Origin of the sequence: Streptomyces blastmyceticus (genome assembly GCF_039521185.1) — a bacterium.
Classification (GTDB): domain Bacteria; phylum Actinomycetota; class Actinomycetes; order Streptomycetales; family Streptomycetaceae; genus Streptomyces; species Streptomyces blastmyceticus.
The window spans coordinates 1,067,130-1,090,609 of sequence record NZ_BAAABW010000026.1; the positions used below are offsets into that span (position 1 = coordinate 1,067,130).

General features: G+C 74.0%; 22 protein-coding genes. 11 read left to right on the plus strand and 11 right to left on the minus strand.

What is annotated here, in order from left to right:
- Positions 1-3 precede the first annotated feature (3 nt).
- On the plus strand, positions 4-2,361 hold the full coding sequence (gene treY, locus ABD269_RS27075) for a malto-oligosyltrehalose synthase (RefSeq protein WP_344121913.1): 2,358 nt from the start codon (positions 4-6) through the stop codon (positions 2,359-2,361).
- Between the two features lie 10 nt (positions 2,362-2,371).
- Here treY and ABD269_RS27080 read toward each other — a convergent pair whose 3' ends face one another.
- Entirely contained in the window at positions 2,372-3,256 is an 885-nt protein-coding gene (locus tag ABD269_RS27080) for a LysR family transcriptional regulator (RefSeq protein ID WP_344121915.1), read from the minus strand.
- 84 nt (positions 3,257-3,340) lie between these two features.
- Between ABD269_RS27080 and lpdA the strand changes: the two genes are divergently transcribed.
- The 3 genes from lpdA (at position 3,341) to treZ (ending at position 7,556) form a co-directional block, all read left to right on the plus strand.
- Complete coding sequence (gene lpdA / locus ABD269_RS27085; protein WP_344121917.1) at positions 3,341-4,765, plus strand: dihydrolipoyl dehydrogenase; 1,425 nt, start codon at positions 3,341-3,343, stop codon at positions 4,763-4,765.
- A gap of 80 nt (positions 4,766-4,845) precedes the next feature.
- Positions 4,846-5,757, plus strand: coding sequence for a GNAT family N-acetyltransferase (locus ABD269_RS27090; protein ID WP_344121919.1), 912 nt, complete (start codon positions 4,846-4,848; stop codon positions 5,755-5,757).
- 47 nt (positions 5,758-5,804) lie between these two features.
- Complete coding sequence (gene treZ, locus ABD269_RS27095; protein WP_344121921.1) at positions 5,805-7,556, plus strand: malto-oligosyltrehalose trehalohydrolase; 1,752 nt, start codon at positions 5,805-5,807, stop codon at positions 7,554-7,556.
- Between the two features lie 7 nt (positions 7,557-7,563).
- On the opposite strand, the gene msrB is transcribed toward treZ, so the two are convergent.
- The 4 genes from msrB to ABD269_RS27115 all read right to left on the minus strand — a co-directional run bounded on the left by msrB (position 7,564) and on the right by ABD269_RS27115 (position 11,427).
- Positions 7,564-7,971, minus strand: a complete 408-nt coding sequence (gene msrB, locus ABD269_RS27100; protein WP_344121923.1) for a peptide-methionine (R)-S-oxide reductase MsrB — start codon at positions 7,969-7,971, stop codon at positions 7,564-7,566.
- Positions 7,972-7,994: 23 nt separating this feature from the next.
- On the minus strand, positions 7,995-9,392 hold the full coding sequence (murC, locus tag ABD269_RS27105) for a UDP-N-acetylmuramate--L-alanine ligase (protein WP_344121925.1): 1,398 nt from the start codon (positions 9,390-9,392) through the stop codon (positions 7,995-7,997).
- Positions 9,393-9,484: 92 nt separating this feature from the next.
- Positions 9,485-10,114, minus strand: coding sequence for a response regulator (locus ABD269_RS27110; RefSeq protein WP_301891619.1), 630 nt, complete (start codon positions 10,112-10,114; stop codon positions 9,485-9,487).
- The gene (locus tag ABD269_RS27115) at positions 10,111-11,427 is read right to left on the minus strand and encodes a sensor histidine kinase (RefSeq protein WP_344121928.1); all 1,317 of its coding nucleotides are present in this window, start codon (positions 11,425-11,427) and stop codon (positions 10,111-10,113) included. The genes ABD269_RS27110 and ABD269_RS27115 overlap by 4 nt, the downstream gene beginning before the upstream one ends.
- Positions 11,428-11,600: 173 nt before the next feature.
- Here ABD269_RS27115 and ABD269_RS27120 point away from each other — a divergent pair, with 173 nt between their 5' ends.
- Positions 11,601-12,665 (plus strand): ABC transporter permease, encoded by a 1,065-nt coding sequence (locus tag ABD269_RS27120; protein WP_344121930.1) that lies wholly within the window; start codon positions 11,601-11,603, stop codon positions 12,663-12,665.
- Complete coding sequence (locus ABD269_RS27125) at positions 12,662-13,348, plus strand: ABC transporter ATP-binding protein (RefSeq protein WP_344121932.1); 687 nt, start codon at positions 12,662-12,664, stop codon at positions 13,346-13,348. Before ABD269_RS27120 ends, ABD269_RS27125 begins: the two co-directional genes overlap by 4 nt.
- Before the next feature lie 21 nt (positions 13,349-13,369).
- Here ABD269_RS27125 and ABD269_RS27130 read toward each other — a convergent pair whose 3' ends face one another.
- Both ABD269_RS27130 and ABD269_RS27135 read right to left on the minus strand, forming a co-directional pair.
- A complete protein-coding gene (locus ABD269_RS27130) occupies positions 13,370-13,846 on the minus strand; it encodes an indole-3-glycerol phosphate synthase (RefSeq protein ID WP_301891625.1) in 477 nt (158 codons plus the stop codon).
- Between the two features lie 158 nt (positions 13,847-14,004).
- Positions 14,005-14,772: a pyrimidine reductase family protein gene (locus ABD269_RS27135; RefSeq protein ID WP_344121935.1), complete on the minus strand. Its 768-nt coding sequence runs from the start codon at positions 14,770-14,772 to the stop codon at positions 14,005-14,007.
- 155 nt (positions 14,773-14,927) lie between these two features.
- Here ABD269_RS27135 and zapE point away from each other — a divergent pair, with 155 nt between their 5' ends.
- Both zapE and ABD269_RS27145 read left to right on the plus strand, forming a co-directional pair.
- Complete coding sequence (gene zapE / locus ABD269_RS27140; protein ID WP_344122102.1) at positions 14,928-15,998, plus strand: cell division protein ZapE; 1,071 nt, start codon at positions 14,928-14,930, stop codon at positions 15,996-15,998.
- A gap of 140 nt (positions 15,999-16,138) precedes the next feature.
- Positions 16,139-16,999, plus strand: a complete 861-nt coding sequence (locus ABD269_RS27145) for a polysaccharide deacetylase family protein (RefSeq protein WP_344121937.1) — start codon at positions 16,139-16,141, stop codon at positions 16,997-16,999.
- 6 nt (positions 17,000-17,005) lie between these two features.
- On the opposite strand, the gene ABD269_RS27150 is transcribed toward ABD269_RS27145, so the two are convergent.
- The 3 genes from ABD269_RS27150 to ABD269_RS27160 are packed head-to-tail and all read right to left on the minus strand — an operon-like array spanning position 17,006 to position 18,730.
- On the minus strand, positions 17,006-17,155 hold the full coding sequence (locus ABD269_RS27150; RefSeq protein ID WP_344122109.1) for a hypothetical protein: 150 nt from the start codon (positions 17,153-17,155) through the stop codon (positions 17,006-17,008).
- Between the two features lie 37 nt (positions 17,156-17,192).
- Positions 17,193-17,861 (minus strand): ABC transporter, encoded by a 669-nt coding sequence (locus ABD269_RS27155; protein ID WP_344121939.1) that lies wholly within the window; start codon positions 17,859-17,861, stop codon positions 17,193-17,195.
- On the minus strand, positions 17,858-18,730 hold the full coding sequence (locus tag ABD269_RS27160) for an ABC transporter ATP-binding protein (protein WP_344121941.1): 873 nt from the start codon (positions 18,728-18,730) through the stop codon (positions 17,858-17,860). Before ABD269_RS27160 ends, ABD269_RS27155 begins: the two co-directional genes overlap by 4 nt.
- A gap of 24 nt (positions 18,731-18,754) precedes the next feature.
- Here ABD269_RS27160 and ABD269_RS27165 point away from each other — a divergent pair, with 24 nt between their 5' ends.
- Positions 18,755-19,531, plus strand: a complete 777-nt coding sequence (locus ABD269_RS27165; protein ID WP_425572978.1) for an aminoacyl-tRNA hydrolase — start codon at positions 18,755-18,757, stop codon at positions 19,529-19,531.
- 46 nt (positions 19,532-19,577) lie between these two features.
- Positions 19,578-20,855, plus strand: coding sequence for a polysaccharide deacetylase family protein (locus ABD269_RS27170; protein WP_301891634.1), 1,278 nt, complete (start codon positions 19,578-19,580; stop codon positions 20,853-20,855).
- A 52-nt stretch (positions 20,856-20,907) separates the two neighbouring features.
- Here the strand turns inward: ABD269_RS27170 and ABD269_RS27175 are convergent, their stop codons facing one another.
- The gene (locus ABD269_RS27175; protein WP_344121947.1) at positions 20,908-22,932 is read right to left on the minus strand and encodes a transglycosylase domain-containing protein; all 2,025 of its coding nucleotides are present in this window, start codon (positions 22,930-22,932) and stop codon (positions 20,908-20,910) included.
- Positions 22,933-23,072: 140 nt separating this feature from the next.
- Between ABD269_RS27175 and ABD269_RS27180 the strand changes: the two genes are divergently transcribed.
- Complete coding sequence (locus tag ABD269_RS27180; protein ID WP_301891637.1) at positions 23,073-23,474, plus strand: BlaI/MecI/CopY family transcriptional regulator; 402 nt, start codon at positions 23,073-23,075, stop codon at positions 23,472-23,474.
- The last annotated feature ends 6 nt before the right edge of the window (positions 23,475-23,480 follow it).

Consider the following 23,480-nt stretch of genomic DNA (forward strand, 5'->3'; position numbering starts at 1 on the left):
CCCATGAGGCAAGAGAGCGCGCTCCCGACCGCCACCTACCGGCTCCAGCTCCAGCCGGGCTTCCCCTTCCGCGCCGCCGAGCGGGCGGTGCCGCGTCTCGCCTCCCTCGGGGTGTCCCATCTGCATCTGTCGCCCGTGCTGGAGGCCGTGCCCGGCTCCGGCCACGGCTACGACGTCGTCGACCACTCGGCCGTACGGGCGGAACTCGGCGGCGAGGAGGGGCTGCGCGCCCTGGCCCGCACCGCCCGGTCGCACGGGCTCGGCCTGATCCTCGACATCGTCCCCAACCACATGGCCGTGCCCGCGCCCGTCCGGCTCAACGGCCCGCTGTGGGAGGTCCTGCGGGACGGGCCCGCTTCCCCGTACGCGCGCTGGTTCGACATCGACTGGTCCGAGCACGGCGGGAAGGTGCTGCTGCCCGTGCTGGCCGGGCGGCTCGGTGACGAGCTGGAGCGCCTCACGGTGGCGGACGGCGTGCTGCGGTACGGCGACCACGCCTTCCCCCTGCGGCCCGGCTCCGAACGGCTGCCGCTGCCCGAGCTGCTGGACGCCCAGTGGTACCGGCCCGCCTGGTGGCGGCTGGCCCGCACCGAGCTGAACTACCGCCGCTTCTTCACCGTCTCCGAGCTGATCGCCGTCCGGGTGGAGGATCCGCAGGTGTTCGCCGCCACCCACGCCAAGGTGCTGGAACTGCTGCGCGACGGGGTGATCGACGGGCTCCGCGTGGACCACCCCGACGGGCTGGCCGACCCGGCCGGCTACCTCCGCCGGCTCGCCACGGCCACCGGCGGCCGGTGGACGGTCGTCGAGAAGATCCTCAGCGGTGACGAACGGCTGCCCGCGGACTGGCCCGTCGCCGGGACGACCGGCTACGACGCCCTGCGCCACCTCGACGGGCTGTTCGTCGACCCGGAGGGCGCCGCGGAGCTCGGCGCGCTCTACCGCGCGTTCACCGGGCTGCCGCCCGACCGCGGGGGCGACTGGCCCGCGACCGTGCGGCGTGCCGCCTACCGGGTGATCACCCATGAGCTCGCGGCGGAGGTCGAGCGGCTGGTGCGCGGCGCCGTGCGGGTCTGCGAGAGCGCGCACCGGCTGCGCGACCACGCCCCCTGGGCCCTGCGCACCGCCCTGCGCGAGATCCTCGTCAGGCTGCCCGTCTACCGCCCCTACGCCGTCCCCGGGGTCCCCGCCGCGCCCGTGGACGCGGTGCTGCTCGACGAGGCCGCCCAGGGGGCGCGTACGGCCTTCGCCCTGCCCGAGGAGGCCCAGGTGGTCGAGGTCGTGCGCGACGCGGCGCTCGGCCGCCTCGGGGACGGCCCCGACCAGCGGGACTTCTGCGCGCGGTTCGCGCAGACGGCGTCCGCGCTGCGGGCCAAGTCCGTCGAGGACACCGCCTTCTACCGCTACGCGCCCCTGCTGTCGGCCACGGAGGTCGGCGGCACGCCCGACCGGCCCGCGGTCGGCCCGGCGGACTTCCACGCCTACTGCGCCCGCCTCCAGCGCGACTGGCCCGCCACCGGCACCGTCCTGTCCACCCACGACACCAAGCGCAGCGCCGACGTGCGGGCCCGGATCGCCGCGCTGACCGAACACCCGCGCCGGTGGGCCGAGCTGATGGACCGGCCGGCGGGCGATCAGGCGCCCGACCCGCATGTGGCGTGGGTGGCCTGGCAGAGCGCGTTCGGGCTGGGCGCACCCGATGCCGGGCGGCTCGCCCCGGCGGTGCTCAAGAGCGTGCGGGAGGCCGCGCTGCGCACGACCTGGACCGAGCCCGACGCCGCGTACGAGGAGGCCGTGCGCGCCTACGTCACGGCGGGCCCCGGCGGGCCTCGGCACGCCGCGCTCGCACCGCTGGAGGAGGCCGTCGCGGCGTCCGTGCGGGCCAACACCCTCGGCGCGGCACTGCTGCACCTGACGATGCCGGGCGTGCCGGACCTCTACATGGGCACCGAGCGGACGTACGCCGCACTGGTCGACCCGGACAACCGGCACCCGCCGTCCTTCCCGGACGAGGAGCCCACCGGGCTGTCCGCCGAGAAGCTGCGCCTGACGCGCACGGCGCTGCGGCTGCGCCGCGCGCATCCGGGTTGGTTCGGCACCACCGCGACGTACGAGCCGCTGCAGCCGCTCGGCCCGGCCGCCGGCCACTGCACGGCCTTCGTCCGCTCGGGCGAGGCCGTCACCGCGGTCACCCGCCTCCCCGGCAGGCTGGCCGGTGCGGGCGGGTGGCGCGGAACGGCCCTGGAACTGCCGGGCGACGGCCGGTGGCACGACCTGCTGACGGACCGGGTGCACGAGGGGCGGGTGGCGCTGGCGGAGCTGCTGACCGACTGGCCGGTGGCGCTTCTCGTACGGGGGTGACGGGCGCGCGTCAGGTGTCCGGGAAGGCCAGCTCCCGGCAGAGGGCGACGAAGGCGGCGGCCATCCCGGTGAGTTCGACGCGGGAGAAGGCCGCGTGCGGGCGCCGCCAGGGCCGGTCCACGGCGAGGACGGCGGCACCGGGCAGGTCGCGGGCCATGTGCGCGGGCGCGGCGACCAGTCCCACTCCGGCCACCGCCATCCGTACGGCGGTGGAGGAGTGCTCGGTCCACAGGGCCGTCCGTGGGGTGAAGCCGGCCTCCGCGCAGACCCGGTCCAGCCAGCGCTGTCCCTGGACCACCGGTTCCAGGGCGCAGCGCACCCACATCCGGTCCGCGATGTCGGCCAGCCGCACCGGCTCCGCGCCGGCCGCGAGGGGGTCGTCGGCGGAGGTGACGAGGCCGATCTCCTCGTCGCCGAGCGGCACCACCGGGCCGTGCCAGGCGTCGGGGCGGGGGCCGAGCGCGATGTCGGCCACGCCGCGCTCCATGTGGTCGCGCAGTTCCTCCGTGGTCGCGTACTCGTGCAGGCGCAGCCGTACGCCGGGAAACTCGCGCCGCCAGCGTGCGCACACGGCGGGCAGCACGCCGACGGCGACGGCGTGCAGGGTCGCGATGTGCAGTTCGCCGCCGACCGCGCCGGCGGCCGCCTTGGCCGCGCGGCGGGCCTGTCCGGCACTGCGGACGGCGAGTTCGGCGTGCGGGAGGAAGGCGCGGCCCATGGGGGTGAGCCCGATGCCGCGCGGGAGGCGCTCCAGGAGCGGTCCGCCGACCTCGCGTTCCAGGGCCTTGATCTGGTGGGAGAGCGCGGACTGCGTCACGTTGAGCGTCTCGGCGGCGCGGGTGAAGGACTCCTCCTCGACCACCGCGACCAGGTACTCCATCTGTCGCAGGCTCATCGGTCCCCCTCATGAACGGTCGTCATCGAAGCGATCGAAACATTGCGTTGGACCCATGATCCCTGGCGGGCGCAGGGTGAATCCATGAGAGACGGCGGACAGGAAACAGACGTCATCGTCATCGGTGGCGGGACCGGCGGCTACAGCACGGCGCTGCGGGCCGCGGCGCTCGGGCTCGATGTGATCCTGGCGGAGCGGGATCTGGTCGGCGGCACGTGTCTGCACCGCGGCTGCATCCCGAGCAAGGCGATGCTGCACGCGGCGGAGCTGGTCGACGGGATGGTCGAGGCGCGCGAGCGCTGGGGCGTCAAGGCGTCGCTGGAGGAGGTCGACTGGTCCGCGCTGACGGCGACCCGGGACGACATCGTCTCCCGCAACCACCGGGGTGTGGAGGGAAACCTGGCCCACGCGCGGGTGCGCGTGGTGCGCGGTTCCGCCTCGCTCACGGGTCCGCGCACGGTGCGCGTCGACTCCGGGGCCGAGGCCGGGGCGCGGTGGACGGCCCGGCGGGGGATCGTGCTGGCCACCGGCTCCCGGCCGCGCACGCCGCCGGGGCCGGCACCGGACGGGCGGCGGGTCGTCACCAGCGACGACGCGCTGTTCGCCCCGGGGCTGCCCGGCTCGGTGCTGGTGCTGGGCGGGGGCGCGATCGGGGTCGAGTACGCCTCGCTGCACCGCTCCATGGGGGCCGAGGTGACGCTGGTGGAGGCCGCCGACCGGCTGCTGCCGCTGGAGGACTCCGATGTGAGCCGCCATCTGACGCGCGGTCTGAAGAAGCGCGGCATCGATGTGCTGGCGGGCGCGCGGCTGGAGGACGCCCAGGTGCACGAGGGCGGGGTGCGGGCGACGGTCCGTACGGCGCGGGGCGAGGTGCACGTGCGGGAGGCGGAGCGGCTGCTGGTGGCCGTGGGCCGGGTCCCGGTCACCGACGGCCTGAACCTGTCGGCGGCCGGGCTGGCGACGGACGCGCGCGGGTTCGTCGCCCCGGCCGACTGGGCGCGGCTGGAGACCGCCGTGCCGGGCATCCACGTGGTCGGCGACCTGCTGCCGCCGCCCTCCCTGGGGCTGGCGCACGCCTCTTTCGCCGAGGGGCTGCTGGTCGCCGAGACGCTCGCGGGCCGTACGCCCCGGCCGGTCGACTACGCGGCCGTACCGCGTGTCACCTACTCCAGCCCGCAGACCGCGTCCGTCGGCCTGTCCGAGGCCGAGGCCCGCGACCGGGGTCACGAGGCCGAGGTGAACACCATGCCGCTGACGGCCGTCGCCAAGGGCATGGTGCACGGGCAGGGTGGCCTGGTGAAGGTCGTGGCGGAGAAGGGCGGCCGGGTGCTGGGCGTGCATCTGGTGGGCCCGCACGTCTCGGAGATGATCGCGGAGAGCCAGCTGATCGTCGGCTGGGAGGCGGAGGCGGCCGACGTGGCCCAGCACATCCATCCGCACCCCACCCTGTCGGAGGCGGTCGGCGAGGTCTTCCTGTCGCTGGCCGGGCGCGGGCTGCACCAGCGTTAAGTGCCGCGGCCGGGAAAAGAGTTGGACGCGGTGGCGGCGGTCGCTCTACCTTTCCGGTGCTGTCCACCGAAAGGGCATACATGACCGAGCTGGTCGTCCGCGCGCTCGCCGAGCACGAGACCTCTCTCTTCACCACCCTGGCCGACCCCGGCCTCGTCGGCCGCGCCGCCTTCGGCCACAGCTATGTGCCCGTGCACGAGGGCGGCGACTACCGCCCGGAGTGGACCTGGGTCGCCCTGCGCGGCGGCGAGGTCGTCGCCCGTGCCGCCTGGTGGGGTGCGCCGGGCGACGAGGCGCCGATGCGCCTGGACTGGTTCGACTTCGCCGACGGGGAGGCCGCGGCGGCCGCCGAGCTGCTGCGCACGGCCCCGCTGTCCGCGGAGTACAGCATGATGGTGCCGCCGGGGTGGCGCGAGCGCCCGGAGATACGGGCCGCCGCCGAGGGCCGTGTCGCGGCGGCGGAGGCGGCGGGCATGCGGCGGCTGGTCGAGCGCTACCGCTATGTGTGGACGGCCGGGTGCGGGCTGCCGGAGCGCCCCGGGCGGCTGGAGTTCCACCCGGAGCCCGACGACGCCGTCGTGCGGGACGTGCTGCTGCGGGTCTTCGAGGGTTCGCTCGACGCGCACGACGGCAAGGCCATCGCGGAGTCCGGTCCGCGGGCCGCGCTGGACGACCTGTGGGGTTTCCTGCAGTGGCTGCCCTCGCCCCGCGCGTGGTGGAAGATCGCCCGTACGCCCGAGGGGGAGACCGTCGGCATCCAGGTGCCCGCCCACAACCCCAGTGGGCCGTGCGTGGGTTACATCGGTGTCGTGCCGGAGCAGCGCGGTCACGGCTATGCGTACGACCTGCTGGCCGAGTGCACCCACGACCTGGTGGCCGAGGGCGCGACCCGGATCGCCGGCGCGACCGACCAGGGCAACTTCCCCATGGCGGCCCACTTCGCGCGGGCGGGTTACCCGATCGCGCAGGAGCAGATCGACCTCGTTCCTTAGCCGGTTTCGGGCACCATGGGCAGCACCGCCGTCGAGGGGAGCCGTCAGTGCTGTTCGAGGTGTGGGCGCCGGAGGCCGGTCAGGTCGTGCTGTGCGCGGACGGGCCGGCGCGTGCGATGGAGCGCGATCCCGGGCGCGCCGGCTGGTGGCGGTGCGAGGCCCCGGCCGCCGAAGGGACGCGGTACGGCTTCGCCCTGGACGGCGGGCCGGTGCTGCCCGACCCCCGTTCGCGGCGGCAGCCGGACGGGCCGGACGGGCTCAGTGCGGTCGTCGGCCTCTCCGTCCCGCCGGGCCCGGAGGAGTGGCCGGGCGTGCCGTTGCCGGGCGCGGTCCTCTACGAGCTGCACATCGGCACGTTCACCCGGGAGGGCACCTTCGACGCGGCCGTCGGGCGGCTGCCGCACCTGGTGGACCTGGGGATCACGCATGTGGAGCTGATGCCGGTGTGCCCGTTCCCGGGCACGCACGGCTGGGGGTACGAGGGCGTGTCGCCCTGGGCGGTGCACGAGCCCTACGGCGGCCCGGCGGGCCTGCGGCGCTTCGTGGCCGCGGCGCACGGGCTGGGGCTCGGGGTGGTCCTCGACGTGGTGCACAACCACCTGGGGCCGTCCGGCAACCACCTGCCCGCGTTCGGCCCGTACTTCACCGACACCCACCACACGCCGTGGGGCGCGGCCGTCAACCTCGACGCCCCCGGCTCCGACGAGGTCCGCGCGTATCTGACGGGCAGTGCGCTGGCGTGGCTGCGGGACTACGGGCTGGACGGGCTGCGGCTGGACGCGGTGCACGCGCTGGCCGACACCCGGACCCCGCACTTCCTCGCCGAGCTGTCCGCCGCCGTGGACGGGCTGGGCGCGCGGCTGGGGCGGCCGCTGTTCCTGATCGCCGAGTCCGACCGGAACGACCCGGCCGCGGTGACGCCGCGTCAGGCGGGCGGCCTGGGCCTGCACGCGCAGTGGAACGACGACTTCCACCACGCCCTGCACACCGCCCTGACGGATGAGTCCCAGGGCTACTACGCCGACTTCGCCGCCGATCCGGCCGCGGCGCTCGCCAAGACGCTGCGCGGCGGCTTCTTCCACGACGGCACGTACTCCTCGTTCCGCGGTCGCCACCACGGGCGGCCGCTCGACGCGGGCGCGGTGCCCGCGTACCGCCTCCTCGGCTACGCCCAGAACCACGACCAGATCGGCAACCGGGCGCTCGGCGACCGGCTGTCGGCCCGCCTCTCCCCCGGGCTGCTGGCCTGCGCCGCCGCGCTCGTGCTGTGCGGGCCGTTCACCCCGATGCTCTTCATGGGCGAGGAGTGGGGGGCCCGGACGCCGTGGCAGTTCTTCACCGACCACACGGATCCGCAGCTGGCCGAGGCGGTACGCACCGGCCGCCGGCGCGAGTTCGCCGCGCACGGCTGGACCGCCGAGGAGATCCCCGACCCCCAGGACCCGGCCACCCGCGCCCGCTCCTGCCTGGACTGGGCGGAACCGGGGCGGGAGCCGCACGCGGCGCTGCTCGCCTGGCACCGGCGGCTGATCGCGCTGCGGCGCGGCGAGCGGGACCTGGCGCGGGCGCCGCTCGCCGCGACGGACGTCACCGTCGCCGGTGACCTCACCACCGTGCTGCGGCGGGGGTCGCTGTGCGTCGCCGTCAACCCGACCGGCGGCCCGGCCACGATCCCGCTCGGCACGGCCACGCGCCCCACCGGGATCCTGGCCGCGTGGCAACCGGTGGACCTGCCGGGCGCGGACGGGGTGCTCACGCTCCCCGCGGAGTCCGCCGCCGTGCTGCGCTGTGGCGGCTGAGGCGCGCTCAGTCCGTCACCGGCTCCAGCGTCAGTGAGATGGAGTTGATGCAGTAGCGCTGGTCGGTGGGCGTGGGGTAGCCCTCGCCCTCGAAGACGTGGCCGAGGTGGGAGCCGCAGCGTGCGCAGCGGACCTCCGTGCGGAGCATGCCGTGCGAGCGGTCCTCGATCAGCTCGACCGCGGCGGAGTCCTTCGGGTCGTAGAAGCTCGGCCACCCGCAGTGGCTCGCGAACTTCTCCGTGGAGCGGAACAGCTCCGCCCCGCAGGCCCGGCAGGAGTAGACCCCGGCCGTCGTGGTGTCGGTGTACTCACCGCGGAAGGCGGGTTCCGTGCCGGCCCGGCGGAGCACCTGGTACTCCGCCGGGGTCAGCTCCGCGCGCCACTGCTCGTCCGGCTTCTCGACCTCGTACGACATCTCGCCCCTCTCGGGCAGTTCGGTCAGCTCTCCAGGCGGGCCAGGATGCGCGGACCGAGGTCGGTCACATCGCCGGCGCCCATGGTGAGAACGAGATCACCGGGCCGGGCCATTCCCGCGATCACGTCGGGCACGGCGGCCATGTCGTGCTCGGGGCGGACGTCGGCGCCCCCGGTGCGGGCCGCGTCGATGATCAGGGTGCTGGTGATGCCGGGGATCGGGTCCTCGCGGGCGGGGTAGATGTCGAGGACGACGGAGGAGTCGGCCAGGGCCAGCGCCTGCCCCATCTCGGTGCCCAGCTCCTGGGTGCGGCTGAAGAGGTGCGGCTGGAAGACGACGAGGATGCGCGAGCCGGCGTCGGCCGCGCCGCGGATGGCCTCCAGGTCGGCGGTCATCTCGGTCGGGTGGTGGGCGTAGGAGTCGATGACCTGGACGCCGTTCGTCTCGCCCTTGAGCTGGAGGCGGCGCTTGACGCCGGTGTACTTCCCGAGCGCGGAAGCCAGGTTGTGCAGCGGGAGGCCGAGGGCCACGCCCGCGGCGAGGGCGGCGACGGCGTTGTGCGCGTAGTGGCTGCCGGGGACGGAGACCGTGAAGGTGAGCATCTTGCCGCCCAGGAGGACGGTGACCTCGCTGGTCAGGCCGCGGGGGTTGACCTTCAGGACCCGGACGTCCGCGTCCTCGGCCGCGCCGTAGGTGACGACCTCGATGTCGTGGCGGCCGGAGATGCGCTCCGTCAGCTCGCGCGCGCCCGCCTGGTCGGCGGAGACGACGAGGGTGCCGCCGGGGCGGATCCGGCCGACGAAGGTCTCGAACGACTCGTAGATCTCGTCCATCGACGCGTAGTTCGCGTGGTGGTCGAGCTCCACGTTGAGGATGATGGCGACCTCGGGCGCGTACTTGTGGAAGCTGCGGTCGCTCTCGTCCGCCTCCGCCACGAAGATCTCGCCCGCGCCGTGCCGGGCGTTGGAGCCGGGGGCGTCGAGGTCGCCGCCGATGGCGTACGACGGGTCGAGGCCCAGGGAGTCGAGGGAGACCGCGAGCATCGAGGTCGTGGTCGTCTTGCCGTGCGTGCCCGCGACGGCGATCGGACGCAGGCCGTCCATCAGCCGGGCCAGCGCGTCGGAACGGTGCACGACGGGGATGCCGCGCTCGGCCGCGGCCGCCAGCTCGGGGTTGTCGGCGCGGATGGCGCTGGAGACGACGACGCAGGTGGCGTCCTCGGCGAGGTGCTCCGCCGCGTGCCCGATGTGCACGGTGGCACCGAGGGCGCGCAGGGCGTCCGCGGTCGCGGACTCCTTGGCGTCGCTGCCCGCGACGCGCGCGCCGCGCTGCGCGAGGATCTTCGCGATGCCCGACATTCCGGCGCCGCCGATGCCGATGAAGTGCGGTCGGTCCATCGTCGTGGGGACGGCCGGTGCCATGTGCGGTGCTCCCTGAGGTCTGGATAGCTGGGTCTGAGGAGTGATTCTTGCACCCGCCGCCGACACTGCGTCCCCCGGTTGCCCCATATCCGTCATACCGGGCGGATCAGGCCCTGCGCCAGGCCCGCCGCGATGGCCGCTGTGCGGCTGTCCACGCCGAGCTTGCCGTAGATGTGCACGAGGTGGGTCTTGACCGTGGCCTCGCTGATGAACAGCCGCCGGGAGATCTGCTTGTTGGCCAGGCCCTCGGCGAGCAGCCCGAGGATCTCGGCCTCGCGCGGCGAGAGGGCGGGCCGCCCCGCCCGCACCCGGCCGAGCAGGCGGGCGGCGACGGGCGGGGCCAGGACCGTCTCGCCGCGGGCGGCCGCGTGGACGGCGGCCGCGACATCCTCCGGCGGCGCGTCCTTGAGGAGGTAGCCGGTCGCCCCGGCCTCGACGGCGGCGAGGATGTCGGCGTCGGTGCTGTAGGTGGTCAGGATCAGCACGGCGGGCGGATCGGGCAGGGCCGTGATGCGGCGGGTGGCCTCGACGCCGTGCATCCCGGCGCCCATCTGGAGGTCCATCAGCACCACGTCGGGCCGGGCCCCGCCGTCGAGGAGGCGCAGCGCCTCGGCGCCGTCGGCGGCCTCGCCGACGGCGCTCACCTCGGGCAGCTCGTCGACCATGGCGCGCAGCCCGCGCCGTACGACGGGGTGGTCGTCGACCAGGAGTACGCGGATCACCGGGCACCCGCCTTCGCCGGGGCGTCAGGAGCGGGCCGGGGAGCCGGTACGGGTGTCCGCACCGGCAGTGCCGCGGCGACGGCGGTGCCCTCCCCCGGCGCGGACTCGACGGTGAGCGTGCCGCCGAGCTCGGCGATGCGTTCGCGCATGCCGTGCAGGCCGAACGTCCGGCGCCCGTCGGCGGGCCCGTCGCCGGGGGCGAAGCCGACGCCGTCGTCGTAGATGTCGAGGGTGACCTGGCCGTCGAGGTAGGCGAGGGTCACGGCGGCGCGGTCGGCGCGCGCGTGCCGGGCCACGTTGGCGAGCGCCTCCTGGGTGAGGCGCAGCAGGGCCACCTCGCTCTCGACGGGCAGCGCGCAGGGCTCGCCGTCGAGGTGGAAGGCGGCCGTGGGGACGGTCCGCGCGGTGACCCGGCGCAGGGCCTCGGGCAGGGGCGCGTCCTCGAGGGCGGGCGGGGTGAGGGCCTGGACGAAGCGCCGGGCCTCGGCGAGGTTGTCGGACGCCGTCCGGGCGACCTCGCGCATCCGCGCGCGTGCCGCGCCGGGGTCCGCGGTCTCGGCTGCGCGGGCGAGCAGGACGATGCTGGACAGGCCCTGCGCGAGGGTGTCGTGGATCTCGCGGGCCAGCCGCTGCCGTTCGGCGAGCCGCCCGGCCTCCCGCTGGGCGGCGGCCAGCTCGTCCCTGGTCCGCACGAGGTCGTCGATCAGGCGCTGCCGACGGCGGGTCTCGCGGTAGAGCGCGGCATAGCCGTACGCGGTCAGGACGGCGACGGCGGCACCGGCGACCGGGCCGATCACCTTGGCGGCGGTGAGCCCGCCGGGGGCGGCCGCCTGGGCCGCGACGACCGCTGCGGTGGCGGCGGCGACCGCGGGCAGGGACCAGCGCACGGGCAGGGCGTGCAGGAACAGGAAGAAGAGCGGGAAGGCGACGTAGCTGAAGCCGTGGTCCATGCACAGGAGCACGAGCCACAGCGCGGTGACGGCGGCGAGCCACAGCCGCCCCGCGCGGGCGGAGAATCCCGCCACGCCGATCGGCGCGCCCCTGTCGGCGCCTGTCGTGCGCCCGGGCCCGCGGACGACGGCGAGGCCGTAGACGGCGGCCAGCGCGAGGCCGGGTGCGAGCAATGCCAAGGGCTTGGCCCCGACGGCGACCGGCCCGAGGGCGACGCCGAGCAGCGCGTAGAACGACCCGTGCAGGGCGAGCCGCACCAGCCGCAGCGAGGGGGCGTCCGAGGCGGGGTGGGGGCGGCCGTCGGCCTCCGCAGGGGCTCCGGGCGGGTGCGCGGCGACGTCGGAGCGGCTGTTCGGGGTCACCCCATCGAGCGTACGGCTCCGCGCGTGGCACCCCGTTTCGCGGGCCCTCAACCGTTCGATTGATTTTGGGGTGCACCGGACGGGCGGGGCGAGGAGCAGTCCTTGCCCTGATGGCGGCGGGCGCCCGGTGCGGGAGCGTGGTGGGGTCCTGATCAGGTCCCTGGAGGGTTCCCTTGTTCGTCGCGCTCCGTGACATCCGTTTCGCCCGGGGGCGGTTCGCCCTGATGGGCTCGGTCGTCGCGCTCATCACCACGCTGGTGGTCTTTCTCTACGGCCTGACCGACGGGCTGGCCCGCGAGGCCACCTCGGCCGTCGCGGGGCTGCCGGCGGACCGGATCGTCTTCGGGGCGCCGAAGGGGGCCGAGCCGGAGGTGTCGTTCTCCGGCAGCAGCGTCGACGACGGGCAGCTCGCCGCGTGGCGCGCGGCGCCGGAGGTGACCTCCGCCGAGCCGTTCGGCGTCGCGATGACCCGGCTCACCGCGGCCGGGAAGGCGTCGTCGGTGAGCGCGTTCGGGGCGTCCGGGCGGCTGCTGCCGCCACTGCGCTCCGGCTCGGCCCCCGGGGACGGCGGAGTGGCGGTCGGCGAGCGGCTGGCCCGCGAGAGCGGCGTACGGGTGGGTGACCGCGTCACCCTCGGCGCCGAGGAACTGACCGTCTCGGGCATCACCGCCGACCGGAGCCACGGGCACGCCCCGAGCGTGTGGACGACGCTCACGGCCTGGCAGCGGGCGGCCCACCAGCAGCAGCCGACCGCGCTCGCCGTGACCGGCACCGGCCGCCCGGACGGGCCCGCCGCCCGGACCACGGAGGCCGCCGGGACCGGCGCGGCGCTGGAGGGGATCGACGGTTACGCGGCGGAGCACGGCACGCTCCAGCTCCTCCAGGGCTTCCTGTTCGTGGTGAGCGCGCTGGTGGTGGGGGCCTTCTTCACGGTGTGGACGGTGCAGCGGCGCCCCGATGTCGCCGTGCTCAAGGCGGTGGGCGCGAGCAGCGGCTATCTGGTGCGGGACGCCCTCGGGCAGGCGGCCGCCGTGCTGCTCGCCGGGGCGGCCCTGGGCGCGGCGGCGGGCGCGGGCGGCGGGGCGCTGGCCGCGGCCGCGGTCCCGTTCGAGCTGAGCGCGGCCACCGTGGCCGTACCGGTGGGGGCGATGGTCCTGCTGGGGCTGGCCGGTTCCGCACTCGCCGTCCGCCGCATCACCTCCGTCGATCCGCTGACCGCACTGGGAGCGTCCCGTTGAACACCTCTTCCGTTCTGTCGCTGGAAGCAGTGAAACTCACCTATCCGGATGGTGATCGCAGGCTCACGGCCCTGGACGGCGTCTGTCTGGATGTGGCGCCCGGAGAGCTGGTGGCGGTCGCCGGGCCGTCCGGCTCGGGAAAGTCGAGCCTGCTGGCGGTGGCGGCGACCCTGCTGCGCCCGGACGCGGGCCGGGTGGTCCTGGCCGGGCGGGACACGGCCGCGATGAGCGACAGGGAGCGTACGGCGCTGCGGCGCGAGCGGATCGGCATCGTGTTCCAGCAGGCGAACCTGCTGCCGTCCCTGACGGCCGAGGAGCAGCTGCTGGCGGTCGCGCACCTGCGGGGCGGAAGCGTACGGGCCGCCCGGCCGCGCGCGGCGGAGCTGCTGGAGTCGGTCGGTCTGGACGCGGCGAAGCGGCGCCGCCGCCCGCACCAGCTGTCCGGGGGCGAGCGGCAGCGCGTGAACATCGCCCGCGCGCTGTCCGGCAGTCCTTCCGTCCTGCTGGTCGACGAGCCGACCTCCGCGCTGGATCACGAGCGGGGCGAGCAGGTCGTGGAGCTGCTGGCCGAGGTGACCCGCCGGCATCGCACGGCGACGGTGCTGGTCACCCACGACCGGGCGCTGCTCGGAGCTGCGGACCGGGTGCTGTCGATGGCCGACGGGCGGCTGGGCGGGGGCTGAGCGGGCGGGGGCGGGAGGCGGTCAGCCCTCGTCCTCGTCGTTGTGGGCGTAGAGCTTGAGCACGGGCACGCCGACCTTGTGGCGGGCGCGGGAGGCCCAGTCGCGGTGGAAGAACTCCTCGACCAGGTGCGGGGCCGTCAGCACGATCACCTCGTCGGCGTGCGTCTGGTCGACGACGGACCGCAGCAGGTCGAGCGGGTGCCCGTCGACGAGCTGGCCGACGGCCTCGGACCCCGCGGAGCGGAGCGACTGGAGCGAGTGTTCGAGTGCGAGTGCCGCGGGCCGGCGGGCCTCCTCCCCCTCGGGCTCGTCGGCCTCGTGGACCGCTTGTTCCAGCTCGCCGAGCGCGACGTCGTCGATGGCGCGCAGCAGCCGGTCCTCGGCGCCTCTGGGCTGCATCAGGACGACGAAGGACATCTGGTCGTCGTGAAGGGTGGTGACGAAATCGACGTCTGCGGCGGACAGCGGCTGCTCGATCATCAATACGCTCGTGAACACGGTGGGAGCCCTTCTCCTTCGTGGGCCACCGGGCCCAACAGAAACCATCCTGCGCGTGCCCCCCTGGGCCCGCCTGTTCTGATCACGTTCCCCTGAGGGGGCGTCCGACTCAATTCTGCCCACCGAGAGGTAACCGGAGTGGAAAATTCCGCCGATTGTCAGACCCTTCGGTACCTCGTGAAGAGAAATCCCGCCTCTTCGAGGACCGAAGCCAGGACGAATCGTTCCGGCACCGCCATCGACGGTCCGTTCACAATGCGCGGCGAGGTGCCGGAGGCGACCAGAGGGGCCAGTGAGAGACACATCTCGTCCAGTACCCCGGCGGACGCGAACTGACCCAGCAGCACCGGACCGCCCTCCGTCAGCAGCCGCACGAGCCCCCGCTCGGCCAGCACCCCGGGCACCCGCGCCGGGTCCACCCGGCGCCCCTCACCGGCCACGATCACCTCGGCGCCCGCCGCCCGCGCCGCCGCGACGCGGTCCGCGGGCGCGTCCTCGCCGGTCAGCACGAGGGTGGGCACCAGCGGCCGGGTGAACAGCGGAAGCGAGAAGTCCAGGTCGAGACCGGCGCTCACGATCGCGATCACCGGCGCGGGCCCCTGGCCGAGCGCCGCGCGCCGCGCCGCGAACGCCTCGCGCGCCCGCGCGGGCCGGTAGCCCTCCTGCCGTACGGTCTCCGCGCCCACCACCACGGCGTCCGCGAGACCCCGCAGCGTGCCGAAGATCCGCATGTCGGCGTCGGAGGACAGCGGCTGCGAGCGCCCCTCGTGGTGGGCCGCCCCGTCGAGGGACGAGACCATGTTGGCCCGCAGCCAGGCGCCGCCCGTGGTTTCGGGGTAGGCGTAGGCATCGGCGAGCTCGTCCAGGTCCCAGGTGCGTTCCTCGGTGTCGGACGGGGTGGGCGGAGAGGGGAACAGGCGTCGCATAGGCCGCAGTGTGACATGCCTCGCCTTTCCGGTGGCCGGTGCGGGGCGGACAGCGACTAGGCTGGACGGTTGTGTCAGCCTCCACTGCATCCGCTTCCGGCGCGGCAGCCCCGGCAGCCTCCTCAGCCCCGGCCCCGGCCGACCCCTCGGGTCCGATAGCCGGGCAGGGCGCCGGTTCGCCGATCGCCCTGACCTCGCGTGCCCCGCACGTACCGGCCGACCGTCTGGTCGCCGAGATGGTGCCGCCGCCGCGCTTCGACGCGGTGCGCTTCGACACCTACATACCCGACGCCAAGCAGCCCAGCCAGGCCGAGGCCGTGCGCGTGCTCGACGCCTTCGCGGCCGGGCTGGGCGGCGCGAGCGCGACCGGCACCGGTCGCAAGCGCTGGTTCCGGCGCGAGGCGAAGCCCGCCGCCGACGGGCCGCGCGGCGTCTATCTCGACGGCGGCTACGGCGTCGGCAAGACCCACCTGCTGGCCTCCCTCTGGCACGCCACACCCGCCGCGCCGGAGCAGAAGGCCTTCGGCACGTTCGTGGAGCTGACCAACCTGGTCGGCGCGCTCGGCTTCCAGCAGACCGTGCAGACCCTCGGCGGGCACCGGCTGCTGTGCATCGACGAGTTCGAGCTGGACGACCCGGGCGACACGGTGCTCGTCTCGACCCTCCTGGGCAAGCTCGTGGACGCGGGCGTGGCGCTCGCCGCGACCTCCAACACGCTGCCGGGCAAGCTCGGCGAGGGCCGGTTCGCCGCCGCGGACTTCCTGCGCGAGATCCAGGGCCTGTCCGCGCGCTTCCGGCCGCTGCGCATCGACGGCGAGGACTACCGCCACCGGGGGCTGCCGCAGGCGCCCGACCCGCACAGCGACGACATCGTCACCCGTACGGCGTACGCGACGCCGGGCGCCTCGCTCGACGACTTCCCCTCGCTGCTCGACCACCTCTCCAAGGTCCACCCGAGCCGTTACGGCGCGATGTGCGACTCGGTCCGCGCGGTGTGCCTGACCGGCGTCGAGCCGGTGCCCGACCAGTCGACGGCGCTGCGCCTCGTGGTCCTGGCCGACCGGCTCTACGACCGTGAGATACCCGTGCTGGCCTCCGGGCGCCCGTTCGACGAGCTCTTCGGCGAGGAGATGCTGAACGGCGGCTACCGCAAGAAGTACTTCCGCGCCATATCCCGGCTGACCGCCCTGGCCCGCGACGCGAAGTCGCTGGTCGCGAACGGCTGACCCCTGCAGCTCGGGCCGGGGCACGCACAGCGACCGCATCCGGGCAGCCGAATCGGGCCCGTCCGGCGATTGAGGACAGCGGTTCGCCCGGTCCGGGGTGCACCGCGGTCCGCTGCCCCATCGGGCTGAGAGGATTTGACGTGCTCTCGTCCCGACGTTTCGCCCAGTCCATAGCCGTCGCCGCCCTCGTCGGCACGGTCGCCGCGTGCGGCGGCGGTGCCGGGAAGACCCCGGCCCCGCCATCCGGTGCCCCCTCCACAGCCGCGGCCCGCACGGCCCCCTCTCCCCCGCCCTCCGCCGCGCCCACCCTGCCCGCCGGGGCGGGCGGCCTCACCCCCGTCTTCGCGCACGGCAGGCGCGACGGGGCCAAGCGCGTCGCACTGACCTTCGACGCCGACATGACCGCCGATCAGGACAAGCGGGCGGCCCGCGGCGAGCGGTTCGACAACCCCGAGCTGATCGCGACGCTGCGCAAGCTGGACGTGCCGGCCACCGTCTTCATGACCGGCAAGTGGGCGGACCAGTATCCGGACGAGGCCAGGTCCATCGGGGGCGACCCGCTCTTCGAGGTCGCCAACCACTCCTACACCCACCACGCGTTCGCCTCGCCGTGCTACGGCCTGCCGGCCGTCGCCCCCGGCTCCGCGCGTGATGACGTGGAGCGCGCGTTCGCGGCGTTCAAGCGCGCCGGGGTCGCGCACACGGTCCCGTACTTCCGCTTCCCGGGCGGGTGTTACGACGACGCCGCCCTGCGGGTCATCGCTCCCGCCAGGGTGACGGCCGTGCAGTGGGACGTGATCAGCGGCGACGCGTTCGCCAAGAAGTCGGCTCCGGTGGTGGAGCAGGTGCTGTCCCAGGTGAAGCCCGGTTCCGTCGTGGTGATGCACTGCACGCGCAGCGCGGCGCCGGTCGCGGAGGAGGCGGTACGGAAGATCGTCCCGGAACTGCGGGCCCGCGGCTACACGTTCGTACGTGTCTCCGACATGATCGCGGGCCGCTGAGCCCGGTCAGCCGGAACAGGCCGTCCGCTGTGCCTCCTGCCACTCGCAGACGGGGCACAGCGTGATGCCGGGCCGCCGGGCCGGGTGTTCGGTGGGCTTGCCGCAGTGCACGCAGTCGGCGAAGCCGTCGTGCCGCTCGTCCTGGTGTGCGTCCATGCCCCCATGGTCGCCCATGCCCGCCCGGCGGCGGGCGTCACGTCCGCCGGGAGCTGAGCGCGCAGGCCACGGCGACGGCCCCCGCCGTGAGCACGGCGGCCCCGGCGAGGGGCAGCAGGGACACGTCCACCGTGCCGTCGCGCGAGCCCGAGACCAGCCCCGTCACGGCGGCGTTGGCGGGCGACATCCCGGCGAGGAGCACCAGGAACGCGGCGAGCACGGTGGACGGCACGGCCCACGCGGTGCTGCGCAGCAAGGGCCTGTTGCACAGGGCCCCGACGCCCGTGCCGAGCAGGGCGCACGAGGCCGCGGCCACCAGCCCCTGCGCGGTCGCGGGCCACAGCGGGACGTCCACCTGGTGGTCGGCGCTGCGGGGGTCGCCGATCCCGGCGACGACCGCGGTGGCGGCGACGGCGAGCACCGTGGAGGCGGCCAGCGCGGTGAGCACGGCGGCCAGGTGCACCCGCCACGGCCCGGCCGCTGCGGCCGCGCAGTCCCGGGCGGCCGCGGGCTCGTTGGTCACGCACACCCGCACCAGCCACGCGGCCACCGGCAGCAGGCCGGCCGACGCGTAGCCGAAGGAGTCCAGGACCGGCTGCCCGGACTGCACGCCGACGGCCATGAAGGCGCCGTAGACCAGCAGCGGCGGGAGCCAGCGGTGCGAGCGCAGCAGCAGGGCGGCCTGATAGCGGAGCAGTGCGGTCATCGGCCGGGCTCTCCTCGGTCGTTTCCGTGCGGGTGTACGGGGTGCGCCGGTGTCACGGTGCGGATGTGCCAGGCGGGGCGGGCGGCGAGCAGGGCCCGCAGGAGGGCGTCCGAGTGCGCGGCGGCGACGGTCAGCCGGAGGCCGGCGGGTGCGGCGGGTGCCACGTCCGGCCCGCCGGGCAGTGCCTCCGGCAGCCGTGCGCCGGGCGGGCCCTCCACCTCGATCCGCACGCGCGGACCGCTGTCGGCGGCCGGCTGCCCGGCCACGGCGGTCAGTCGCGCCGACTCCACGCGGTGGACCGCGTCCGGCTTCCCGGCCAGCCGCCGTGGGTCGTGGTCGACGAAGACGACCGTGCCCCCGGCGGCGACGCGCTCCGCGACCGCGCCGTCGAGCACGATGCGGGAGGCGCGGTCGAGCCCGGTCCACGCCTCGTCGAGGACCAGGAGGCCGGGTGCGGCGAGCAGGCCCTGGGCGACGGCGACCTTCTGACTGGTGCCCTTGGAGAGTTCGGACAGCGGGGTGCGCGCGTGCTCGCCCGCCCCGAAGCGCTCCAGCCACACCCGCGCGCCGTGCGCGGCGGCGGAGCGGCTCAGGCCATGGACGCGGCCGAGGTCGGTGAGATAGCCGAGGGCGGTGAACGGCAGGGCCGCCGGGAACCGCTCGGGGACGTACGCGGTGCGCGGGCGGCCCGTGATCCGTCCCGCAGTTGGCGCGTCGAGGCCGGCGAGCAGGCGCAGGAGCGTCGACTTGCCGCTGCCGTTGCCGCCCTCGACGCGCAGCAGCGCGCCCTGCGGCACCTCCAGGTCGATGTCGCGCAGCACCCACGGCCCGCGCGGTCCGTAGCGGCGGCCGACCCCCCTGAGTCTCATGCGCTCACGGTAGCGGGCCCTGCCATGCACCCATCAGGCTGCTGGCAGACTGTGGGGGTGACCAGTTCTGACACCGCTTCCGACACCGCGACCGACGTCCCCGTGGAGCTCCGGGACGAGGCGCCGGAGTTCGTCCTGCCGCTCGTCGTACGGATCGAGAAGGACGAGCCCCCGGCCCGTACGGACGCCCTGGAGACCGCGGCGCGGGCGGTGCTCACGCTGCTGTCGGACGAGCGGGCCCGGACCGTCGACGGGATCGACGGCGAGTGGGCGCGGGCCGTGCGGGACTGGCAGGACTCCCGCATCCGCAAGGTGGTGCGGCGGGCGCGGGGCAAGGAGTGGCGCAAGGCGACGGCGCTGCCGGGCATCACGGTGACCGGTGAGCGGGCCGAGGTGCGGGTCTTCCCGCCCGTGCCGCTGGACGGCTGGCCCAAGGAGCTGGCGAAGCTCCAGGTTTCGGGCACGGAGCTGGACGAGCCCGTGCCCCCAGCCGCGCCGGAGCCCGGGACTCCGGTGCTGTGGCTGAACCCCGGTCTCGCGATGTCGGCGGGCAAGGCGATGGCGCAGGTCGGGCACGGCGCGCAGCTCGCGTGGTGGATGCTGTCCGACGAGGAGCGCGAGGTCTGGCGGAAGAGCGGCTTCGCCCTCACCGTGCGGACGGCCGGCCGGGAGCACTGGGCGGAACTGACCGCGGGCGGGCTGCCGGTGGTCCACGACGCCGGGTACACCGAGATCGCGCCCGGTTCCTGCACGGTGGTCGGGGACCACCCGGCCCTGCGGGGCCGCGCGGGCGACCTGTGATACTTGCCGCCAGAACATCTGTTTACGGCGCCAGGGGGTAAGTACCTTGTCGAAAAGGACCTTGCGGGGCGGGACGGCTCTGGTCACCGCGGGCGCTGTGACCGCCCTCGCGCTGGGGCTGTCGGGCTGCGACTCCGGCAAGAGCGACGACGCCAAGGGCTCCTCCCCGTCCGCTTCCGCACCCTCGAAGGACAAGGCGAAGAACGTCCCGGAGGGCGAGTCCGAGGGCAGCAAGAAGCCCGAGGAGAAGTGGGACGGCAAGATCCGTGTCCTCGGCGACGGTTCGACGTCCGACACCGGTCCGCAGCCGAACCAGCCGAAGCCGGAGAAGCTGAAGCCGGGCGAGAAGCCGCCGCAGTTCGTGGTGTTCTCCTGGGACGGCGCGCTGGAGGGCGACGACCACCAGCTCTCGCACTTCCGGGAGGTCGCCAAGGACAACAACGCGAAGATGACGTTCTTCCTGAGCGGCATGTACCTGCTGCCGAAGTCGAAGGCCTCGCTGTACAAGCCCCCGCAGCACAAGCCGGGCGAGGCCGCGATCGACTTCGCCACGGACCCGCACATCAAGGACACCATCGAGCAGATACGCGGCGCCTGGCTGGACGGCAACGAGATAGGCACGCACTTCAACGGCCACTTCTGCGGCGCCAAGGGCGGCGGCGACTGGAGCCCGGCGGAGTGGAAGAGCGAGATCGAGCAGTCCTACTCCTTCGTGGAGAACTGGAAGACGAACACCGGCCTGACGGACCTCCCGCCGCTGCCCTTCGACTACAAGAAGGAGCTGGTGGGCGGCCGTGCCCCGTGTCTGGAGGGGCAGAAGACGCTGATACCGGCGGCGAAGCAGTTCGGCTGGCGGTACGACGCGAGCTCGCCCGGCGACTTCCAGATCTGGCCCTCGCAGATCCAGGGCATCTGGAATTTCCCGCTGCAGCTGCTTCCGTATCCGAAGAGCGAGAAGCAGGTCCTGTCGATGGACTTCAACTTCCTCTACAACCAGTCCGGTGACAACACCAAGGGCGATCCCGCGAAGTACGAGGAGTGGCGGAAGCTGACGCGCGACGGCTATCTGAACGGCTTCCAGCGCGTCTACAACGGCAGCCGGGCGCCGATGTTCGTGGGCAACCACTTCGAGGACTGGAACGGCGGCATATACATGAAGGCCGTCGAGGACGTCGTGAAGTCGGTCTGCAAGCGGGACGGCGTGCGCTGCGTGTCCTTCAAGGAGCTCGCCGACTGGCTGGACGTACAGGACCCGAAGGTGCTGACGAAGCTGCGCGGGCTGGACCCGGCGCAGTCCCCGGACTGGGCGACGTTCGTCAAGTAGGCGTTCTTCCGGTCGGCGCCGGACCTCGAAGGTCCGGCGCCGCACGGGGCCTTCAGCTCTTCTGCCCCTTCATGTACGCCGACCAGATGTCGATCGGGTACGGGCTGCCGGCCGCGGACTTCGCGGCGCCGCCGAGGCCGTCCAGCGGGAGCAGCTCCTGCGTCTTCGGGTCGATGCGGCAGAGCGAGACGGCGGTGGAGAGCTTGCCCTGGTAACCGACGTACCAGGACGACTTGTTCTTCTCCTCCGTGCCGGTCTTGCCCGCCGAGCCCGGTGCGGCCGCCCCGGCGGTGGTCGCGCTGCCCTTCTTGACGGCGTCGTGCAGCGCGTCGTCCACGGCCGCCGCGACGCGCTGCGGCAGGGCCCGCTCGGCCGTCGGCTTCTCCACGGTCACGGCGTTGCCGTTGCGGCTGAGCTTGTCCACGGAGTAGGGCTCGCTGTGCATGCCCTGGGCGGCGAACGTCCCGTACGCCCCGGCCATCCGGATGGCGCTGGGCGTGGTGTTGCCCAGGGAGAAGGCGGGCACCTTGGTGCCGAGGCTGTCCGCGAGCAGGCCCGTCCGCACGGCGGTGCTGCCGACGCGGTCCAGGCCGACGTCCATGCCGAGCTGCATCATCGGGGTGTTGACCGACTGGGCGACGGCGTCCCGCAGGCTGATCTTCCCCCAGGACTTCCCCCCGTCGTTCGTGCCCTTCACGATCTTCCCCGCGCGGTCCCAGTAGGGCCCTTCGGGGGTGAGCAGGGACACCTGGTTGTCGCCGTCGTAGACGGTGGAGGGGGAGACGGGGGTGCGGGGCTTGTCGCGTTCGCGCTGGATGCCGTCGCCGAGGGCGGCGGCGTAGACGAAGGGCGTGAAGGCCGTGCCGGCGGGGACGACAGCGGAATTCGCGTCGTTGAACCCCTGCTTGAGATAGCCCGGGCCGCCGTGCAGGGCCACGATCCGCCCATCAGTGGTGACGGAGGCCGCGCCGATGCGCACGTCCTTGTCCGAATCCCGCTTCTCGGGGTCGAGCTTGCCCCGCACCTCCTGGACGGCCTTGTCGAGGGCGTCGACCTTGGCCTTCTCGAAGGTGGTGCGGATCTGGTAGCCGCCGAGGTCGAAGTCGTGGTCGGTGACCTCGGTGTGGGCGCTGACGTAGGCCCGCGCCGTCTCCACCAGATAGCCGGTCTGCCCGGTCAGCCCGGCGGGCTTCGGCGGGGCCTGCGGCTCGGGGAAGGTGGTGTAGCGGGCCCGCTCCTCCTTGGAGAGCTTGCCGGTGGTGACCATCCGGTCGAGGATCCACTTCCAGCGCTCCACGGCGCGCGCGTGGTTCTTGGCGCCGAGCGACGGGTCGTAGAGCCCGGCTCCCTTGAGCAGCGAGGCGAGGAAGGCGCCCTCGCTCGCGTTGAGCTGGGAGACGTCCTTGCCGTAGTAGGCGTGGGCGGCACGCTGGATGCCGTAGGTGCCGCGCCCGAACCAGCTGGTGTTGAGGTAGCCCTCCAGGATGTCGTCCTTGGACATCCGGTTGTCCAGCTTGATGGCGATGAACATCTCGGTGAGCTTGCGGGAGAAGGTCTGCCGCTGGTTGAGATAGGCGTTCTTGACGTACTGCTGGGTGATCGTGGACCCGCCCTGGGTGCTGCCGCCCGTCACCATCTTGGTGACCGCGCGCGTCATCCCGCTCACCGAGATGCCGCTGTCGGAGTAGAAGGTCTCGTTCTCGGCCGCGAGCGCGGCCCACCGCACCTTCTCGGGGATCTTCTCCAGCGCGGTGTCCTGCCGGTTGACCTCGCCGGTGCGGGCCATCTCGGTGCCGTCGGCCCAGTAGTAGACGTTGTCCTGCTGGGTGGCGAAGGCGTTGAGGTCGGCGGGTATGTCGGTACGGACGTACATGATCGCCACGAGGGCGGTGAGCAGCCCTCCGGCGGAGAGGAAGAGCCCCAGTGTCTGGCGCCACGACGGCACCCAGCGCCGGAAGCCCTGCCGCCCCGGCCGCGGGTAGGCAGGACGCAGCCTGCGCTTGCGGGGAGCGGCGCGTCTCCGGCGGGACGGGGCGGCGTGGTCCCGGGCGTGCGCCCCTTTTCGTCGTTCGAACACTGCTCGACCCTACGACCTGTGGGGCGGTGCGGGCACCCAAGATGTCCGTGGATTCCGAATCAGGCGGCCTGTTCGGGTACCGTAACGTTTCTACACCCCTGTAAAAGCAGTGGATCTTGGGCAGAAGGAACACCCTCCGCATGGACACAGCCACACCGACCTCCGTCGTGCACCGCGGCCGACGCCGCGCGAACGGAGCGCTGGAGGGCGAGGTGCTCGCCGCGCTGCAGCGTGCCGAGGGGCCGCTGACCCCCCGCGAGGTCCAGGGCCGGCTGGCGGGCGAGCTGACGTACAGCACGGTGGTGACGATCCTGTCCCGGCTGCACGGCAAGGAGGTGCTCTCGCGCACCCCGCGGGGGCGCGCGTACGCCTATGCGCCGGTGGCCGACGAGGCGGGGCTGGCGGCGCGGCGCATGCGCAAGATCCTGGACGGGCTCGCGGACCGCGAGGTCGTCCTGACGCGCTTCGTCGCGGAGCTGCCGCCCTCCGACGAGGCGCTGCTGCGCTCGCTCTTCACCAGCGCGTTCCCGACCGCGCGCTGACGGACC

Excerpts from the sequence above, each read along its gene's own strand:
- ABD269_RS27080 (WP_344121915.1), bottom strand. The coding sequence starts at position 3,256 with ATGAGCCTGCGACAGATGGAGTACCTGGTCGCGGTGGTCGAGGAGGAG.
- ABD269_RS27165 (WP_425572978.1), top strand. The coding sequence starts at position 18,755 with ATGCACCCATCAGGCTGCTGGCAGACTGTGGGGGTGACCAGTTCTGAC.
- murC (WP_344121925.1), bottom strand. The coding sequence starts at position 9,392 with ATGGCACCGGCCGTCCCCACGACGATGGACCGACCGCACTTCATCGGC.
- msrB (WP_344121923.1), bottom strand. The coding sequence starts at position 7,971 with ATGTCGTACGAGGTCGAGAAGCCGGACGAGCAGTGGCGCGCGGAGCTG.
- ABD269_RS27155 (WP_344121939.1), bottom strand. The coding sequence starts at position 17,861 with ATGACCGCACTGCTCCGCTATCAGGCCGCCCTGCTGCTGCGCTCGCAC.
- ABD269_RS27180 (WP_301891637.1), top strand. The coding sequence starts at position 23,073 with ATGGACACAGCCACACCGACCTCCGTCGTGCACCGCGGCCGACGCCGC.
- lpdA (WP_344121917.1), top strand. The coding sequence starts at position 3,341 with ATGAGAGACGGCGGACAGGAAACAGACGTCATCGTCATCGGTGGCGGG.
- treY (WP_344121913.1), top strand. The coding sequence starts at position 4 with ATGAGGCAAGAGAGCGCGCTCCCGACCGCCACCTACCGGCTCCAGCTC.
- ABD269_RS27135 (WP_344121935.1), bottom strand. The coding sequence starts at position 14,772 with ATGCGACGCCTGTTCCCCTCTCCGCCCACCCCGTCCGACACCGAGGAA.
- ABD269_RS27160 (WP_344121941.1), bottom strand. The coding sequence starts at position 18,730 with ATGAGACTCAGGGGGGTCGGCCGCCGCTACGGACCGCGCGGGCCGTGG.
- ABD269_RS27090 (WP_344121919.1), top strand. The coding sequence starts at position 4,846 with ATGACCGAGCTGGTCGTCCGCGCGCTCGCCGAGCACGAGACCTCTCTC.
- ABD269_RS27150 (WP_344122109.1), bottom strand. The coding sequence starts at position 17,155 with ATGGACGCACACCAGGACGAGCGGCACGACGGCTTCGCCGACTGCGTG.